The following is a 17,906-nucleotide window of genomic DNA, read 5'->3' on the forward strand; positions in this document are numbered from 1 at the left end:
CGTTAATCGGATTTATTAGTATTCTATTTGTTGGAGGAGATACCTTAACCAACAATACCAAGCAGGTTAATAGGATTGACCAAGTGACTTATCCTGTCATGAATTCTGCTTCGCTAAATAGTGTTTTAATCTCTCAATTAGCAGAACGCTTTAATTTAGCCGTGACTCTTGGTGATGAAGAGATCTTGGAGATGAATAAGCAAACTCTTGCTGCGATTCAAAGTAACTTCAATATTCAAATTTCATTGGACCCATCTTTACAAGGTTCATCAGCACTTCTGCAAAATCAAACCAATCAATACTTCGATTTGGCTTATCGCATCGCGCAAGGCATGATCGACGAAGAAATTAGCCTTAGTGAAGCAGGTCGTCTCGCGAAGCAAAGCACAGCAATCTTAGAAGAGCTTACTACGGGGATGAGTGAGTTTTCGTCAGCTCGTCAGTCAGAGTTTGAGAACGCAGTGCAAGAGTTAGAATCAAATAATAAAACAGCTAACCAAATCATGAGTATTTCAGGTGCATTAGCCATGCTTGCAATGTGCATCTTTGGATGGTTTGTGGTTAAAGGAATACGCAAAGACTTAGCCAATATCAGTGACAAGATGCGCGATATTGCGGAAGGCGATGGTGACTTAACCGTTCGCTTACAACATGAGAAAAACGACGAACTAAAACCACTCGTCGAATCATTCAATAGTTTTGTTTCTCATCTACAACAAAACGTGACGCATACAATCGAGAACGTCACTCAATTGGACACTATTTCTAACGCTTTAGTGAGCTCTAGTCAGGTCACGAACGAACTTTCGACCAAACAACATCTTTCTATTGAAGAAGTATCTAGCTCATTAAATCAGTTGTTTGTTGCTGCCAGAGAGATTGCGACCAACGCGAATGATGCTTCGACTTCAGCTTCGAGTGCCAGTGAACAGGCGACACTTGGAGAACAGCAGGTTAAAAGTACTATTTTAGCCGTGCAAGAACTGACGCAAGATGTCGGTAACGCTTCACAAGTGGTTAAGCAGTTGAATGACAATACTCAAAGCGCCGGATCTATCTTAGAGGCGATAAGTGCTATTGCTGAGCAAACAAATCTACTGGCACTCAATGCTGCAATTGAAGCGGCGCGTGCGGGTGAACAAGGTCGTGGCTTTGCTGTTGTTGCTGATGAAGTTAGAACGTTAGCATCAAGAACACAAACGTCGACACAAGAAATCCAATCTGTACTTTTACAGTTACAAGAACAAGCTAAAACAGCCTCTACGATCATTTCTGATAGTGTGACGAAAGCTGAAACTTGCGTTGAAAAGTCACTGGTTGCTGAAAACTCGCTACAAAAAATCACTTCCGAGATCATTGAAATCAGTCAGCGAAACGAAAGTATTGCCGCTGCAACTGAAGAGCAGGAACAAACTTCAACTCGTATAGAAACTTTTGTCGAAGAAATCAGAAAAATGGCAGAAGGGACGAGTAGCAGCGTTAAACAAGTCGACGCAGTAGCCCATGACATTCAAGAAGTTACTCGTAACATATCAACATTAACTGGCCATTTTAAGGTGAGTTAAAGCCCCCTAGAATCATTCCTTCTCTCTTTCTGGCTATGCCTCAAGGAGGGCGGGAGTATGCCCAAAAGTTGGGTTAATTACATAAAAACAAGAAACAACATAACAAATTGGAGTTAGTTATGAAGAAGACAGTGGTTGCTGCCCTAGTAAGTATGGCGTTTGGAGCAAATGCTGCAAATATGGATAACCTTCGTATTAGCGGATTTGGTTCTGTCGGTATCGGTAAGTCAGATAACGCAATCGGTTATGCTGGCTATACAGATGAAAAATTGGATTGGGAGCAAGAAACATTAGCGGGCTTGCAGTTTGATTTTCAAGTTAACGAACGAGCGAAGTTCGTGACACAAGTTGTTGCAAATAGCCGTTATGACTATGAGCCAAAAATCGAAATGGCTTACGCCTCTTATGATTTTGATTCATTTACTGCCCGTGCAGGTAAGCTGCGTTTACCTTTGTTTTTCTACTCTGACTACACCGATCTTGGTTATGCATACCCTATGATCAGACCTTCTCAAGAATTGTATGAGAACATTGTTTTGAAGGGCTACACGGGTGCTGATTTATTGATTCCAATTGAGCTTGAAGACTCAAGCATTCTTCTTCAGCCAGTGGTGGGTATTGGCACTATTGATGAAGATGACTCAATTGTGGGTGAAGTGAAACTGGATAAATTATTCGGTATCAGTGCTAACTGGAACTTAGATGACTTTACCTTCCGTGGTTCATATTTTGTTGCTGAATCTAACCCATCTTGCGACTTCCAAAATTCTCAGGATCCGTACTGTCAGTTGGGTGCGATTTTAGATAGCCAAGATGGTCAGTTTATCTCTCTAGGCGCTCAATATGACAACGGTGATTTGCTGGTCAATGTTGAAGCCGCTGACGTTCAACTAGAAGGTCAATTTTACGATTATCAATCGGTATCTGGTTTAGTCGGTTATCGTATTAATGAGTTTACGCCTTATGTTTCTGTAAGCTGGGTTGAAACCACGGATAACGAAGAGCGCGAGAACATGATGAGCACGGCTGTGAAGGAATCAATGAATTACGAACGTCTTTCTTACTCTGTAGGTAGCCGTTGGGATTTCGCTAAGAACATGTCTTTAAAAGCAGATGTCACCTATGTGGATTACCGCGACACAAGTGGCGGCTTCCAAAGCAATGTTGAGACAACTGCGGATCCAAGAATTGCAACTGGTAACTACCTTGAAGACAGCTCTATTGTTTATTCAGCACGTCTTGATTTCGTATTCTAAGGAGGCAACATGAAAAGTTTACTGACAGCAATAACTATAGCGGTTCTTTCATTTAATGCTTCTGCAGGAATGGTCGTTATTGGTAACAATGCAGGTGTTGATTCATTATCAAAATCTGACGTTAAAAAACTCTTTATGGGTAAAAAGAGCAAGCTATCAAATGGCACGAAAGCACAAATCGTCGAATTGACTGATGGTTCTGAAGGGCGACTAGCCTTTCACGAGGTAGCGACCGGGCGTAGTGAATCACAGCTTCAATCAGCATGGTCACGACTCGTCTTTACGGGTAAAGCTGAGGCTCCTATTCAGGTAGCTGACTATCGTGCTGCAATTACAACGGTCGCGTCTAAAACTAACGCTATTGGATATGTTGATGAAGCGTCAGTGACAGGCGATGTGAAGGTTCTCTTTAAGTACTGATTCGCGGTTACTTACTTATCATAAAAAGCCCAAGGTTACGTAAGTACCTTGGGCTTTGTTCTTATTAAAGGTATTCTAATCTAGGTTAGAAAACGAAACTCAGCATGATGGTGTAGAGCACGGCGTCTTTATCATCAAAGCCTGTCTGGGCGTTAAAATCTTCAACAAAGGCACCATTTGTTTTACGAGCTTCAAAGTACTGCACCTCACCATTGATAGAGACGTTAGGTAGTACATCGTAATCAACACCAATCAAATAGCTATTACCTGTTAGATGCTCATTAGAGTCAAATTCTGCGCCATAAACCACGTACGGAGTGAATGTATTGAGTCTGTAACCCAAACTTGCGTACATCGAAGAAGAGAAGTCACTGATTTGTCCTTCACTGGCCAGTATTGCTTGACCAAATTCGTACTCAGCACCTAACGACCAAAGTTGGATGTGTTGGTTGTCTTGTTTTGGAAGAGAGCCAACGTTTTTAATCTTAACCGTCTGATCGAAGTTTGAATCTAAGAAGGATAAGTTCCAACGATAATTTTCTCCACTCAACTGAAGGTTGGCACCGAACATTCGATTGGTTTCAAACTCTAGCTCTGTGCTTGAATTAAAATCGACTTCATTGTTGTCTTTTATTCCGAAAAACGGAGTAAGCAATAACGTCGCTTCGTCACTTACATCGTGAGTCCAACTCACTTTGATGCCGTTGAAAGCGGTAATACCCAGTACAGCGTTATACACTTCTGTAGGCGGCCTAGCGGTCATGTAGGCTTGACCGACATAGTAGTATTCAGAGGCAAGAAACAGTGGAAGTCTTAATCGACCAACACTCACATCAAAGTCATTAAACTCATAACCTAGATAAGCCCATTCTAGCTGTGGATCACTCCAATCAAATTGAGGTGCTTTAACAACTTGGACCGACGCTTTAAATGAGTTGTAGAAGTAATCGAGTTGAACACCAAACGTGGTATCACAGTCGTAGCAGTTCTCATCGGTAAAGCCGCGATTGATGATTAAAGGGTTGTCGTTATCTGACGTTGCCCAAGATGTTGAACCAAAGCCACTCAAGGATAGGTTATCGGTAAGTTCAATAATGGCAAAGGCTGGAGAAGCAATCGAAGCACATAGCACTGACGTAATTATTTTTTTCATATTATTTCTCCGAACTTATAACGTAGAGAACGTTGGCATTTTGAGGAACCGAAGAGAGTGGGGAGTAACCAATACGGTTTGGTTTGTCGTCTAACCAGTCAACCAAACTGTCTGTCGATGCCGTTTTGATTTCTCTTGGATAACGAGCTTTTCCTGAAAAAGATAAGCCAGCCCAGTGTGCGTTCATTTGAGCGGCGTTCTTCCCAAGTAGAAGCTGATAAAATGCCTCTCTTTCGGCGCTGTTTTCAGGCCAATCAGAGAGTTCTACACGCTTGCCGTTGAGACGTTTGGTTTTACCTCGATATAGCTTTCTCGCTTTGTTGATTGATATCTCTTCAAACCCAGAGTCTAAAGAGAATATGGCGTAATCTTCTGCAGCATGAGCGGGGCTGAGAAGAAGCAAGCTTCCTAATAACCCTATCGCTGTTGGTAACAGCGCTCTGCTCGAGAGTGTTTTAATTGTTTTGATCCAATCCATTGGTTTCTCCTAACAAGTCGCACTTTCTATTTGGTGGAATAGTTTTTCTTTTCTTACGGGCTTCGCTACGTACCCATCCATTCCGGAATCAAAGCACTTTTGAATATCATCATCGATAACACTGGCGGTTAACGCGATAATCGGAGTCTTGCTTAAGCCTAGGTTTTTCTCGTGTTCGCGAATCTCCTTAGTGGCGGTGAAGCCATCCATCACCGGCATCATGCAGTCCATTAAAATAATGTCGAAGCTGCTGTCATTCTGATACATATCAACGGCGATTTGGCCGTTGTCTGCAATTTCAAAGGCGTAGCCGGCCTTTTTGAGCATGACTGAAGCAACTTTCTGGTTTACGCGATTGTCTTCAACCAAAAGGATCTTCTCTGACTTGCTTGGCACAACGTTAGGCTCAGCTTGCTCTGGTAATGTTTTCTTGGCTGTTTGTGCGCTATGAATAGGGGTAACTGTTGAACTTGTTGATGCTGTTGGCGCGGTATGAGCAGCTGGCAGTGGCATCGCTTCTACAGCCGCGAGCACTTTTTCCTTCAACATCTCGAACTTGAATGGTTTTGGCACGTAGTCGTCCATACCCACATCAAAACACTTTTGAATATCGTCATCAATCACACTTGCGGTGAGGGCGATGATAGGGATGCGGCGCGTGGCGTTGGTCTCTTTTTCAACTCGGCGAATGTTACCTGTTGCTTCGAAGCCATCCATAACAGGCATCATACAGTCCATAAGAATCGCGGCGTAATGAGGGTTCGCGGTAAACATGTCCACGGCTTCTTGGCCGTTATTCGCAAACTCAAATTCGAAGCCACTTTTTCCAACATGAAGCCCGGCAATCTTCTGGTTGATCTTGTTGTCTTCGACGATAAGAATTTTGTGTTGAATGGTCGTAGCTTGTTGGTTGGCTTCTGACAATTCAGCTAAGCCTTGTGTATCACACAGTTCAATCGCTTTAATCAAGCGCAGGCCGAGCAGGGGCTGTGATACTTGAGCTGTAATGCAGTTGCCAATATCGGCAGGGTCACTCAGGAATGAACGAATTAAACAAATCGTCGCGCCGCTCTTGTGGAGCTTGTGTAGATTGTCTGAATAGTCACTCGCTTGGAACGAATCGTCTTCAGCAAAAATGACCGTGATTGGCTTGTCGTGTTTTTTGGCTGAGATTTGATCATTGATGGAGTCTGCACTGTTTGTTTGTTGAGTGACTTTCAAACCATACAAGTTAAGGTCGCTTTCTATACGTTCAGAAAGCATGTTCTGGTTACCCAGAATGTAGATGTTTGCCGTTGCGGTGCTCGGTTTTGGAAGTGGTAGATCAACAGGGAGTGCTAGGTCGAAGTAGAAGCAACTACCTTCACCTTTGACTGAATCGAGTTGAATCTGGCCACCCATTAACTCAACAAGCTGAGTACTGATAGCAAGACCAAGGCCGGTACCACCGAATTGTCTGGTTGTTGAATCATCTTCTTGGGCGAACGGTTCGAATATCTGTTTCTGTTGCTGTTTGTCGATGCCAATACCGGTGTCGCGCACTGCAAATCGAATGATCACATTGTCGTCAGACTGTTCGAGAGTCTTGATTGATAGTGTTACACCACCTTCGGCCGTGAACTTCACAGCGTTCGACATAAAGTTCATCAAGATCTGTCTTAAGCGGTGGTCATCGATCATCACACGAGCAGGGGTATCGGGGCTGATATCGACGTTGACTGATATTTTTTGCTCTTTGGCTTTAGGTGCAACAATCGACGCTATGTCGTAAATGGATTCTCGAATCGACGCTGAATGCGGGCTGATCAATAACATCCCAGATTCAATCTTAGAGAAGTCCAAGATGTCATTGATAAGGCTGAGTAGGAGTTGAGATGAGGTCTCAATGGTATCGACATAATCGCGTTGTGTTGGGGTAAGCGGTGTGTCCGACAGGATTTCTGAAATACCGATAACCCCGTTCAATGGGGTACGAATTTCGTGTGACATATTAGCCAAGAAGCTACTTTTGGCCTTACTGGCTTGTATCGCGTGGTCTTTCGCTTCTTCCGCGTCTTCCTTGGCGCGCTCTGCATCTTCTTTAGCAAGCGTTAGCCTTTCCTTCGCGTGTTCTCTTTCAATGGTTAGGCGTTCGACTTGTTGAGCAAATAGGCTGAGTTCGTCTTTACCCTGAATCAGCTTGTCTAAAGAAGGGCGTTTTTCATCGTTTTCACTTTTAAGGAACTTAAGTACCAAGCCTAGGTTGTTCGTTACTTGTCTTGCCAAGCTTAGAGTTAACCCCATGACAATAGTTGCGAGTAGGGCAACGATGGTGATAAACAGTGTTCGTTGTACTTGTGCGTCTGAGATGGCTAGCTCAACCTCTTGTTGGAACTCTTGCTTGATAACATTGCCGAGGCTTTGCAACAAGCTGAGGCGAGCGCTCATTGCTTCTAACCCAACAGAAACCTCTTGCGGTGTCAGTTGGCTAATGGCGTTTAGATCAAGCAGCGCGTTTCTGATCTCTTGGCTCTGAGCAAACACATCGTTTCTAAATACCTCAACCATCAGCGATACTTGATGTTCGTTGGCATTCAACGAGACAAAGCGTTCAAGGAACAGTTGTTGTCTTTCACTCAAGGTTTCGATCTGTTCAGCCAGTTCTGGGTCGTATTCTTGGCTGGTTTGGAATATCTCAATCAGTGAAGTACCCAGCTTGAACTCTTCGTTTGACCAGAACATCAACCATTCGAGTTGTTGTAATGCGGTGAGGTGTTGTTGAATTTCGCGCTTGGTATTTTCGAATGGGACTTTTTCTATCTCAAGCAACAGCTGCTTGTATAAATCACTCTGCCATTCAAGAGCGTCCAACTTATCGTAAGTGTCCGTCGCTTCCATCGTTGATAAAGTCGCTTCACTGAAGTCTGCCACCAATTGATTCATATCATCCGAAGCATTTAAAAAAATGATGGGTGACAGTGTTTTTAACTCTGCCTTTACCTGACTGCTTTGCGTTGCGAACTCTTCAGGGCTAGAAGCCAGAGTACTCCGATATAAAACCGAAATATCTTGCAGATACACAGATAACTGATTGGTTCGTTCAAAATCGGTTAACTGGGTCGTTAAGATATAAGCTTGTCTGCCAGCAAGGAAGAGCAGTAGTGAAATGGGAAGTAGAACTAAGCCAAAGAGTTTATGTTTGACTGAAAGGTTATTCCAGACCGTAATCGCCATATAAGGATCCATCCAACTGTTTTTATATAAAAACAGTAGAATAAAAATGCCGATATGGAAACTTTGAAACTGTAAATTTAGTGGAAGTGTGGGAGGGGTATAAGTTCTTGTGATTCCAGAGCTTATTTTGAAATAGGTTCTCTTAGTAGCAAATTATAGCGATTGATAGTCGGTTTGTTTTTTATGCTTATTGATGAATAACTTAAAAGACGAGCTAATGAGGGCGTTTTTTATCGAGACTTAATTCAAACAGAAGTTGTTCTAACACGGTTTTTGCAGAAGGTTCTAACGTCCAAACACCGAGCATTCTGTTCAATGCCGCGCGGTATACTCTATTTTTGAGTAGGAAGGCGAGCGTGCTTGTGTCATTGCTTAATACATGCATTTGAACAACGGTCAGTTCTGCTTTGTTCTCGATATCGATTTTTTGGAGATTGAAAGCGGGTAGGAACGCGCACTCATACCAAACCTCAACGATCTCTCGAAGTTCAATCTCTTCTTCAGGTACATCGCACTCCTGAAGCTGATGGTTTTCAGGAATTGCGGATAAGTAGGCTACATCAAGCTTGTCTGCAACGAATGTGTACATTGGCTTCCTTGTTATGGGGGATTCTAGATCGAATCATCTCTCTCACTTATGTTTTTGTCAATTACATCCATTTATCTAACGAGTAATTTGTGAATAAGCATGGTCGTGTTTAACTTAAACTGTTTAAGTATTTGTCTGTTAAGCCAAAATATTTCAAATTCCCATCGGGTTCGAGAACCAAACTCATGTTAGAAGTCGCGATCAAGCCGGGATCATTGGTCGAAAAAATGACGGTTTTATTCAGCAACTTATCGCTGAACAAGCGGTTGAAGTACTGTGCGTTTTCGTTTTCAGCCCCGTTGAAGGGTTCATCAATGATTATCAGAGATTGCTCACAGTTGCCTAAGCCAAGCGCTAAACGCAGCTTTTGCTGAATGCCATTGGGAAGGCCTTTGCATTTATCGACACTTAATTGAGTTGCCAAGCCCTCTGGTAGCCATTCATCTAACTCGAAGAAGCTCACCATCTCTTGCATCTTTTCGGTAGGGATTAACCCATTGTGCAAAATGAAGTTGGTCTCCAAAGAGCCTTCAAAAATGTGCAGATTAAAAGGGATGTAGTTAATCGATGTGCGATAGCGATAACTGTTGAACTGCTTGATGTTATAGCCATCGACAGACACAGCGCCTTGATAGCGGTCTTCTAAACCAGCGATGATCGATATGAGTGTGGTTTTTCCACAGCCAGTTGGGCCACAAATGACGACTTTTGCACTTGGCGGTATCTTGAAACCGAGGTTGGTTAATCCGGTCGCTGCGCCTGTGTAACGATGGCTGACACCACTTCCCACAATGCTGCCTTGGAATAGGCGAATCGGTGGGCTTTTCTCTAAGGTCAGCTTATCGTCGTTCATCGACATCAAGTTGTTTATCTGTGCGGATGAAGCCTTGATGGATTGAAACTTAGAAATTGAGTTATAGATGCCCATAATTGGGCCTAATGCTTTCCAAACCAAAATCACGGTGGCGAGCATGGCTCCCGCATCTGAGGTGCCTTCCATTACACCAATGACGGCAGTCACGATACTTGCCGTACCAATTACCTGAATCAAACTGCCGCCCGCTGCCTGAATTTTACTGTTGGTGACGGCAACGTTCTCGGCATCACTGGTACTTTGTGAGTGTGATGCACTAAATCGAGATTGAACGACACGTAGCAGCGGCAAGCCTTGAATGGTCTTGATACCGCGCAGTATTTCATTCCATTGATAAGAGACCATGGCGTTAGCGCGCGAGCTTTTGGATGTCGCTTGTGAGTAGATGTAACGAGAGTAGATACAGAACACTAACATCAAGATCAAGCCGCCCATCACCACAAGTGCAGCTGTGCCAGACATCAGAGCAATCGCTATGATGAATACAATCACAAACGGCATATCAAAGTAACTAAGGGTCGATTCTGCGGTCACCAAGCGGCGGAAGGTGTCGATATCTTTCAAACGAGCCAACTGAGACGAGACTCCTGCGGTTGAGGTCATTGCGTAGGGCAGCCAAAGCAGTTTCGATATTACGGCTTGAGATATGTGCACCGCGAGATCTTTACCCGAAGTGGCTATGATGTTGACTCGCATCTTTTTGAAGAAGTATTCCGAGAAGCCGACAATCACGGCAAATAGGGTCAGCCAATAGAGTGTGGCTTGAGAGCTCGAAGTCAGTGCGAAGTTATAGACACTCATAATGAAGAATGGCTGTAATGCACCTAAGATACTGATCACGAAGCTGAGAATAATCAGACTCTTAAGTTCATTGTTGTAACGGTAAAAAGCGTATTTAATCCAATTACTGCGGTCTTGCGATTCCGGTGGTGGTTCGCGGAATAAACGAGAATATTCGCTGATCGCAATCAACAAGCACGGCTTCTTACACATTGGGTATTCAATGGTGTTGTTGTTTGTGTAATCAAACAGAAGCAGCTTTCCGTCCTTGGTACCCAAGAAGATAGCACTAAGGTTTTCTATCTCGATAAAGCATGGGTGAGGGTGCTTATCGATATTTTCGAGTGTTTTTAACTTGGTTACATCGCAACGGTATCCAAGGCGCTCGATGGTTGCTGTAAAACTGTCACCATCTTTTGGTTTCGGAATGAAAGCGTCACTGAGTATACCGGGCGTGCCTTCCCATTCGAGCGCTATTAAGGTGTAAGCCAAACCGCGGATTAGAGGCGATTGACTGTAGCGTTCATCATATCCGCTCGCTTCGAAATCTAAGACACGCTGTGGCACGTTGTTGAAGTCAACTAGGATACTCATTGGTCACCTCCCGTAAGTTTGACACGTTTGAGGCGGTGGTTAAGTTTATCCATCTTGTTACTGGCGATAATTAAGATCTTATCGTTGGCACGATAGGCGGTACTGGTGAGAACAACACGTGCAAACTCTTCATCAAAGACACAATCAATGTCATCGAATATCAATACACGTTTGCTTGCGAGCAAAGCACGTACGAGTAACAGCGCGTAGCCAACTTGGCGTGAGAACGGGTTACGCATGTGACCTTTGAGCTCGGTATAGAAACCTGCAGGCAACCCATCGATTTGAGCCTTGATGTTCATGGTTTCACACAAGGCGAAAGCCGTATTGTTCAAGCTTGGGCGGAAACAGGTGAGGTTATCAATAATGGTTCCTTCAACGAACGAGCTTGTTTTATCGACCATCAGCACACTGTTACGCCAAACGTTATAGTTAACGTCATCAAGAGGTGTCTCGTTAATCATGATCTCCAACTTGCTATCACTGTTCTGCCTTGTAATGCAGTTGGCAAGGTGAGTCTTGCCTGAGCCACTTTTCCCTGTCAGCAAATAGGCTTGGCCGAGTTCGAACTCGATGCGCTGTTTTTCCGAATACTTAACAGAAATACGTTCTACTTCTGTTGTCTCGTGTTGGTGTTCAACAAAGGCTGCGAGTTCAAGAAGTTCGGCGATACGTTGTATGTGGAGCTTGTTCAATTCCCATCGGCTCGCGGTACGCATCACTTGTTGGTAGGGCGCGAAGTAACGGTTGGTCAGCATGATGATCGCAGCCATGATGCCTTGGCTAGATTCCATATTGATTACCGCTGTTGCCAATACGACAACCACACAGGCAATAGAAAGCTGTTGAATCAGCGCTAATATTAGGCCGAAGTTCGATTCAATCTGCTCATATTTGATGTTCTCTACTTCACGTTCTTCAACCATTTGAGTCATTAAGCTTTCAACGCGGTATTCCATGTTTCGAGCTTTGATATCCAGCGGGCTAGAGATGATCTCAATGATTTTGGATGCGGTTAAGCCTTCGATATCAGACTTATTCTGTAAGCTGCCAATCTTTTGTTTAGAAAGGCTCCACGCGAAAATAGCTAAGATCAGCGAGGCAATCAGAAGTGTCACGCCAGCCCAAATGTTAATTAGGCCAATAATGAGGATGGTAATCACGCTGACGGCTAGGTTGATCAGCGCTCGAACCGATTCTCCACCAAAGAAGGTTTTCAGCTCTGGAATGGTTGAGATTCGCTCAAGGTATTCGCCCGGTTCTAAACGACGGAATTTAGAGATTTCCGCTAAACAAATCGATTGGAATACCTTGTTGGTTAAGTTGGTCTCAAACTGCCTCATGATGACTGACGATATCTTCTCTTCCTGACTTTTCAGATGGTAGTCTAGGAGGATAGAAATCAAGATAATCGCGAACAATAAGAACAAGGTGTCTTGTGCTTGGTTGGGTAATACTCGGTCAAAAATGATCAGAATAGAGAAGGGCAGCACCAAGCCAAACAGGGTGGAAATTATCGTAGAGAAAGTCAGATAACACTTATCTGCCATATTGATCTTTTGAGAAAACTGCTCAGTTTGCATTACGGCCTCCTTTCTTCAATGAATCCGTTGAAAGAAGATGTTTAGGCACGAGTTCTTGATTATTGCGACCTTCGATATCACTCATTAATTGCATGATGCTTTCGATAGATTGAATCGAGAGTACGCCTTTCGTTTGTTCGAGCTTAATGGTCTCTATGATGTAGTCGTATCGTGCGCTTTCGTAGTCTCTTAAGGCGCTAAACAGTTTACTTTCCGCAGCAAGCAGATCGGTGATGGTACGAGTTCCTAACTGGTAAGCCCTTTGGATCCCTTTGTAAGACGCATAGTTGGCGCGAATGATATTTTCGTAACTGCTGATAGATTGCGAGAAATCATTGATGTTGAGCACTGCGGTATTCACACTGTTACGTGTTGTATAAAGGGAGTCTTGGTAAAGCAGCTCGGTACGCTCGATAGCGGTCGATGATTTTTGATAACCGTAGTAATCAGAGCCACCAGACAAGATAGGCACGGCTAGATTTAAGCCAACGCTGGTTGAGTTACTTTCACCTGTCGCTGTGATGTCGGTCTTGTCGAAGTTATTGGCGTCATCATGACGATAACTGGCTGAAAGCGACACGGTAGGTAAGAAGTTCGAACCGCTCTCTTTCAAGCTTCGTCGGCTTCTCTCGACGTTTTTCTTGGCTACTAACAAGTCGTTGTTGAGCTTTAACGCTTGATCCATGATTGAGCGTTGTTCGGTTTCGTTTATCTCTTTAAGAGGCACACTTTCGTAGATATCTTGCGACGGAGTGATAGGGTATTGAATCTGAATCGATAGCCCGTTGAGAATGACACGACGGTCTTTCTGTAAGGTTCTCAATCGATTCGAAACTCCTTCTTTCTGAGCGATCACTTCGTAAAGCTCACTGGCGGCCGTATTGCCGAGTTCTACATTGCGTCGCATTTGATGTTCACGCGTCTCAGACGATTTAAGCTCTACCTTGGTCGCTTTAATTTGTGCGTTGTTTTTCAAATACTCAAAGTATTGAGAGCCGATTTCTGAAATAGTGCTTTGGATTTTGTTCTCGTGTTTAATCTCTTCAATGTTGAAGTCGAGCTTTGCCGTCCCATATTTGAAAATATCGCCGAGATTGAAGATCGATTGAGAAAGGGAAAGGCTGTAGCTATTCGAGTTATAGCTTGAAGTTTCATCAGGCACACTTGATAGCAAGGTTTCATTTTCATTCCATGTGGTATCGGCAGCACCATTGAGGGAAGGAAGAAACTTAGAGCGGCTGATACCAATATTGTATTCGTTCTCTTCGACTCCTTTATCACTCGCGCGAAGAGAAAGACTGTTTTGCAGGCCGAGCTCTACCGCCTCAAGCAGGGTAGTCGCCGATGCTGAAGTTGTCGTGCTTAATGTAAGCGCAGCTATGATGCTGCTAGTTAAGTTTCTGTACCGCCACATACTTGTTGATCACCTTGATGATTTCGTCGCTTTTATATGGTTTGCTGATCACGTAATCCATTCCGGCTTCTATACAAGCCTGGTGTTCGTTACTGCTGGTCAATGCGGTTGCACCTATGATAGTACAAGGGTTTTTCTCGTTTTCTTGTTCAAACTGGCGAATGCGTTTTGTCGCCTCAATACCACCCATACCCGGCATGATGCAATCCATAAAGATGATGTCAGAACGTTGATTCATGAAGTGCTTCACGGCATCGGCACCGTCGCCGACTGTGTCTGGTTCGTACTCTTGTTTGGTCAAAATTCGTTTGAGTAGGATTTGCTGAACTCGGTCATCCTCTACGATTAGGAACGAGCTGTTCTCCATCTGCTCTTCTGATGCTTCCGCTTCCATAATGGTGAGTAGGTTTGGAATGAACTCATAAGGAATCGCAGGGGAGTTAATGATCTTATCTACGAAGCTATGGCACTCTTGCGCTTGCTGCGTATTGGTCACCGACAGCAATAGCTTGGTATTAGGGTGATTTTTAAGCTGGGATTTGACCGTCTTGCTGAGTGACGGCAACTTGTTGGGTTCAAAGGTATCGGTCAGCATGATTGCATCGTATTCACCAAATGTTTTCGCCGCTGAGAACAGCTCATTAGCGGTACGAATTTCGGTGATATCCAGCCCCAAATTGCTGAGCATTTTCTTCATCACATCAATACGAACTTGAGTATTGGCACATAGCAGTAAGCGCTTGCCGTCGAAGCGTGTTTTCTCTGTGTGGAAGTTCTTGGCTTTTAGGTCGAGCTCAATCTGAAAACGTTCCTGTGCTCCCGATTGGAACCAATGGCTTTCGTAATAGCCGTAATCTTTCAACACGCTTTTAGCTAAGTCATCGGTGTTAGCCGTATGATCTTTGTGGGTGCTCCAGTGAAGTTTATTGAGCTTGGCAACAGAGACATCCAGCGTTGATAAGAAGTTGAGGTTGATGGTGACACGGGTGTTTTCCATGTCTGAAGCCGCACCCGATTCAATCGTGACAAATAGCTTCTTATTCGACTTGAGTTGAATAGCATTCGAAAGCTGAAGGAACAGAATCCAGAAGAGGCTGGTGGATTGGCCTGCAACACGGTTGGGTAGATTGTCAGAGATAAAACAGTCAAGCTCGCCTTCATTTCGCTGAACTTTGGCGCTGATGTGAATCATCAATTCTGATAATACGCTGAGCAACGAGAACTCTTTCGATTTGCTTTCCGTTCCTTGAGAAATCAGTCGGTTATAGTTTTCTGCAAGTTCCGATAGGGTATTAGAAGCAGAGGTAATGTCCTTCGCCATTAACACACCGCTTTCATCGGTTTCTTGAACCAGATATTGAACACCGCCGTTAATGGTGTTGGTGATACCGCGAATCTCATAGCCAATCAGTGCGTATAGCTGCTTATAGAGATCGTTATTGCGTTTTTGGTCTTCCAATTTACTGAAGATCAGCTTGAGGTGAGAGTAGATCTGGCGCTGTTTAGGATTAATACTCACTTCATTGAGAAGTTCTTCAAGTCTCTGTAAATCCAGCTGTTTCAACTCTTGATACAAAGCATCAAACTCAAAGTCAATTTCTCGCTCGTTAGAGCTGGATTTCTTCAGCTTCAATATGGCCACTAAGTTAGACAGAACCGCAATCACAGCCAATATCACGACCACCATAAACAACCAGACAAAGAACTCGTTTTTCTCAGACATCAGGTCGCTGGCATGATTGTTAAACATGGTGCGATAGTTGTCGTCCATCTGTAGGTAGTTGTTCGTCAGTGACAGGTATAAATCGAGTACGTCGTTGCGTGTTTTTGCGCTGTCAGAAAAACGATTTATCGCGAGTTCAAGTTGTGTGTATTCGGTTGCGCCAACTAAGCTGAACTCGGTTTTGTTTAATGACGCCAATGATCGAAATTCGTCGATTTCACTTTTTAGCGCAGATACGTTCAACTCATTGCTGCTGCAGCTGTTCGCCTTTAAGCAATGCTGCAAGGTTTGGATATCAAGCTCTATGGTTTGGTTGAGTTTTTGAGCTTGTATGAGAAGTGGGGCGCTTTGCACTTGTGCAACAGAATCTACTTTCGACCAAGAAAAGTATAAATAGAAAGCGAGAGCGGCCAGTACGACGCTAAACAAGATGCTGAGTCGCAAGGCCGGTACGGAAATGTTGTAAGAAGGTTTTCCGCTCATTGATTACCTCTCATCGAATGCATCTTCGATGGCAGACACCACCGGTTTCGCTGCGTATTCGATCACACGGCGTGAGCCTGTTTTCACGTCGGCAGTAAACTCCATATACGGCGATAACTTGTATTGAGTGCCTCCTCGCTCAAGAAAGTTTTGGTCAATTTCAATCTCTGCTAAATAGAACTCGGCATCTTCTTCTTCATAAGATGAACGGCTGATTGAGGCGATGGTTCCCTCAACAAATCCGTATTTGGCGAAGTTATAAGTATCCATTTTTACTTTCACCGCTTGCCCAATCTCAACAAAACCCATGTCTTTACGTGGGATCTTCGCTTCGCCGTGTAAGGAGTTATTGATTGGTGCAATATCAGCGATACTCTCGCCAGGTGGTATCACAGCAGAGCGGAAGTTGAAGTGCAGTTTGTCGACCACACCATCGACAGGTGAGTAGACAATAAGGCGGTCAACCTTGTCAGAATGCTGCGGTTGGAGGATTCGTTTTAGCTTAAGGTCTTTATTCGCTTGAATGATTTGCGCTTGATATTCAGAGTTACGATTCTCAACCAAATCTCGATGTTGCTTTTCCAATTTGTCGAGTTGGAAACGTTCATTCATCACTGACTCATCAAGGTTTTCAATCTCACGAACCATATTGGATTCTTGTACTTTCATATTGAGAACGTCGACGTAAGAGGCCATTTCTTCTTTATAGAGTGTGTTCTTGATGTTGAGTTGTTTACGAATCAAGGACAGCTGATTTTCTGAACTCTTGCGGCGTTTCAACATAGAACTGATGAGGGAGTTCTTGTGCTTAATATCGTGCGTGATGAGCTCCTCATTTGAGCGGTTCTTAGAGAACTCTTGTCGCCACGTGTTCATGTTGGTCTGTACTTGTTCTGGATACTGTTCAATGAAGTTGGCGAAATTGGGTTCCACCATGTCACGCAAACTTTCATAACGAATCTTGTCGAGTTCCAGTTGAACGATCTCCGTGTTCACGGTATCGAGCTGAGTATTACGGTCGAGTGAGCGGATTCGCGCGATAGGTTGGCCTTCGTATACAACTTCCCCTTTTCTTACCAGTAACTCTTCTAATATCCCGCCTTCTAAGTGCTGAACTTTCTCTACATCAGACTCCAATAGCAATTCACCACGCACAGAAACCACAATATCGATGCGTGCTTGTGATGCCACAGCGATAGCAACCAAAGCAAGTAGAAATATGATGAGCAAGGTTTTATGAACGCTCGTCATGGCACTCGCAAGTACGATAGTGTCATCCGCTGTGACCTTAGACGCCTCGTTATTCGATACGAGTGCTTTTCTGAGGTGATGCTCTATTTGGTTATTGCTCATGACCTACCTCGATGACTTATCATCAACCACTTCTTTAATATCCAACAGGTGATTAATTTGTCGATTGACGTTTTGTAGTTCAGTTTTTACATCCTCTAAAAGCTCTTCCGGAGCAGGGAACTCATGTTTACTCAAATGTTCCAATTTGGCCATTTTGGGCGGTAGGTCTTGGTCGCACAGCAAGGTTAAGATGGTCTTCAGTTTTTTTGAGTAGTTGTTGAGCTCGTCAAAACGATTACCCTTATGAAGCGTCTCTATGTTGATTGCTGCGTCTGAAAAGTCCTTATAAAAGTCGCCTAATAGCAATTGCAGCCCTTTGTGGTTGTTGTCGATTGAACGCAACAAATTCGTCATGTCTATCATCATTCCACTGCCTTAATTGCTTTAATCACAATAACTAAGGATCTTTAAAGACAGTTTTCAAATTT

Annotated in this window: 13 protein-coding genes; 3 read left to right on the forward strand and 10 right to left on the reverse strand. The window is 43.8% G+C overall.

Annotation, left to right across the window (positions count from 1 at the left end):
• The first annotated feature begins 98 nt into the window (after positions 1-98).
• The 3 genes from FLM53_RS19445 (at position 99) to FLM53_RS19455 (ending at position 3,241) form a co-directional block, all read left to right on the forward strand.
• Complete coding sequence (locus tag FLM53_RS19445) at positions 99-1,565, forward strand: methyl-accepting chemotaxis protein (RefSeq protein WP_176680078.1); 1,467 nt, start codon at positions 99-101, stop codon at positions 1,563-1,565.
• A 119-nt stretch (positions 1,566-1,684) separates the two neighbouring features.
• On the forward strand, positions 1,685-2,821 hold the full coding sequence (locus tag FLM53_RS19450; protein ID WP_176679777.1) for an outer membrane beta-barrel protein: 1,137 nt from the start codon (positions 1,685-1,687) through the stop codon (positions 2,819-2,821).
• A 9-nt stretch (positions 2,822-2,830) separates the two neighbouring features.
• Positions 2,831-3,241, forward strand: a complete 411-nt coding sequence (locus FLM53_RS19455; RefSeq protein WP_176679776.1) for a phosphate ABC transporter substrate-binding protein — start codon at positions 2,831-2,833, stop codon at positions 3,239-3,241.
• Positions 3,242-3,326: 85 nt separating this feature from the next.
• On the opposite strand, the gene FLM53_RS19460 is transcribed toward FLM53_RS19455, so the two are convergent.
• The 10 genes from FLM53_RS19460 to FLM53_RS19505 all read right to left on the reverse strand — a co-directional run bounded on the left by FLM53_RS19460 (position 3,327) and on the right by FLM53_RS19505 (position 17,844).
• Positions 3,327-4,394 carry a sulfate ABC transporter permease gene (locus FLM53_RS19460; protein ID WP_176679775.1) on the reverse strand — a complete coding sequence of 356 codons (1,068 nt, stop codon included), beginning with the start codon at positions 4,392-4,394 and terminating at the stop codon, positions 3,327-3,329.
• 1 nt (position 4,395) lies between these two features.
• Entirely contained in the window at positions 4,396-4,872 is a 477-nt protein-coding gene (locus tag FLM53_RS19465; protein ID WP_176679774.1) for a hypothetical protein, read from the reverse strand.
• A 9-nt stretch (positions 4,873-4,881) separates the two neighbouring features.
• Complete coding sequence (locus FLM53_RS19470; RefSeq protein ID WP_176679773.1) at positions 4,882-8,085, reverse strand: response regulator; 3,204 nt, start codon at positions 8,083-8,085, stop codon at positions 4,882-4,884.
• A 214-nt stretch (positions 8,086-8,299) separates the two neighbouring features.
• Entirely contained in the window at positions 8,300-8,674 is a 375-nt protein-coding gene (locus tag FLM53_RS19475; protein WP_176679772.1) for a hypothetical protein, read from the reverse strand.
• 109 nt (positions 8,675-8,783) lie between these two features.
• Positions 8,784-10,922 (reverse strand): ATP-binding cassette domain-containing protein, encoded by a 2,139-nt coding sequence (locus FLM53_RS19480; RefSeq protein WP_176679771.1) that lies wholly within the window; start codon positions 10,920-10,922, stop codon positions 8,784-8,786.
• Positions 10,919-12,505, reverse strand: coding sequence for an ABC transporter transmembrane domain-containing protein (locus FLM53_RS19485; protein ID WP_176679770.1), 1,587 nt, complete (start codon positions 12,503-12,505; stop codon positions 10,919-10,921). Before FLM53_RS19485 ends, FLM53_RS19480 begins: the two co-directional genes overlap by 4 nt.
• The gene (locus FLM53_RS19490) at positions 12,495-13,919 is read right to left on the reverse strand and encodes a TolC family protein (protein WP_176679769.1); all 1,425 of its coding nucleotides are present in this window, start codon (positions 13,917-13,919) and stop codon (positions 12,495-12,497) included. The genes FLM53_RS19485 and FLM53_RS19490 overlap by 11 nt, the downstream gene beginning before the upstream one ends.
• A complete protein-coding gene (locus tag FLM53_RS19495; protein ID WP_176679768.1) occupies positions 13,894-16,125 on the reverse strand; it encodes a response regulator in 2,232 nt (743 codons plus the stop codon). The genes FLM53_RS19490 and FLM53_RS19495 overlap by 26 nt, the downstream gene beginning before the upstream one ends.
• Before the next feature lie 3 nt (positions 16,126-16,128).
• The gene (locus tag FLM53_RS19500) at positions 16,129-17,478 is read right to left on the reverse strand and encodes an HlyD family type I secretion periplasmic adaptor subunit (RefSeq protein ID WP_176679767.1); all 1,350 of its coding nucleotides are present in this window, start codon (positions 17,476-17,478) and stop codon (positions 16,129-16,131) included.
• Positions 17,479-17,481: 3 nt separating this feature from the next.
• A complete protein-coding gene (locus FLM53_RS19505; protein ID WP_176679766.1) occupies positions 17,482-17,844 on the reverse strand; it encodes a hypothetical protein in 363 nt (120 codons plus the stop codon).
• Positions 17,845-17,906 lie beyond the last annotated feature (62 nt).

The sequence above is a fragment of the Vibrio sp. Scap24 genome (genome assembly GCF_013394185.1).
GTDB lineage: Bacteria > Pseudomonadota > Gammaproteobacteria > Enterobacterales > Vibrionaceae > Vibrio > Vibrio pomeroyi.

Coding starts and splice junctions, on each gene's coding strand:
- FLM53_RS19505 (WP_176679766.1), bottom strand. CDS start 17,844: ATGATGATAGACATGACGAATTTGTTGCGTTCAATCGACAACAACCAC.
- FLM53_RS19500 (WP_176679767.1), bottom strand. CDS start 17,478: ATGAGCAATAACCAAATAGAGCATCACCTCAGAAAAGCACTCGTATCG.
- FLM53_RS19465 (WP_176679774.1), bottom strand. CDS start 4,872: ATGGATTGGATCAAAACAATTAAAACACTCTCGAGCAGAGCGCTGTTA.
- FLM53_RS19475 (WP_176679772.1), bottom strand. CDS start 8,674: ATGTACACATTCGTTGCAGACAAGCTTGATGTAGCCTACTTATCCGCA.
- FLM53_RS19450 (WP_176679777.1), top strand. CDS start 1,685: ATGAAGAAGACAGTGGTTGCTGCCCTAGTAAGTATGGCGTTTGGAGCA.
- FLM53_RS19490 (WP_176679769.1), bottom strand. CDS start 13,919: ATGTGGCGGTACAGAAACTTAACTAGCAGCATCATAGCTGCGCTTACA.
- FLM53_RS19455 (WP_176679776.1), top strand. CDS start 2,831: ATGAAAAGTTTACTGACAGCAATAACTATAGCGGTTCTTTCATTTAAT.
- FLM53_RS19460 (WP_176679775.1), bottom strand. CDS start 4,394: ATGAAAAAAATAATTACGTCAGTGCTATGTGCTTCGATTGCTTCTCCA.
- FLM53_RS19495 (WP_176679768.1), bottom strand. CDS start 16,125: ATGAGCGGAAAACCTTCTTACAACATTTCCGTACCGGCCTTGCGACTC.
- FLM53_RS19480 (WP_176679771.1), bottom strand. CDS start 10,922: ATGAGTATCCTAGTTGACTTCAACAACGTGCCACAGCGTGTCTTAGAT.
- FLM53_RS19445 (WP_176680078.1), top strand. CDS start 99: ATGAATTCTGCTTCGCTAAATAGTGTTTTAATCTCTCAATTAGCAGAA.
- FLM53_RS19470 (WP_176679773.1), bottom strand. CDS start 8,085: ATGGCGATTACGGTCTGGAATAACCTTTCAGTCAAACATAAACTCTTT.
- FLM53_RS19485 (WP_176679770.1), bottom strand. CDS start 12,505: ATGCAAACTGAGCAGTTTTCTCAAAAGATCAATATGGCAGATAAGTGT.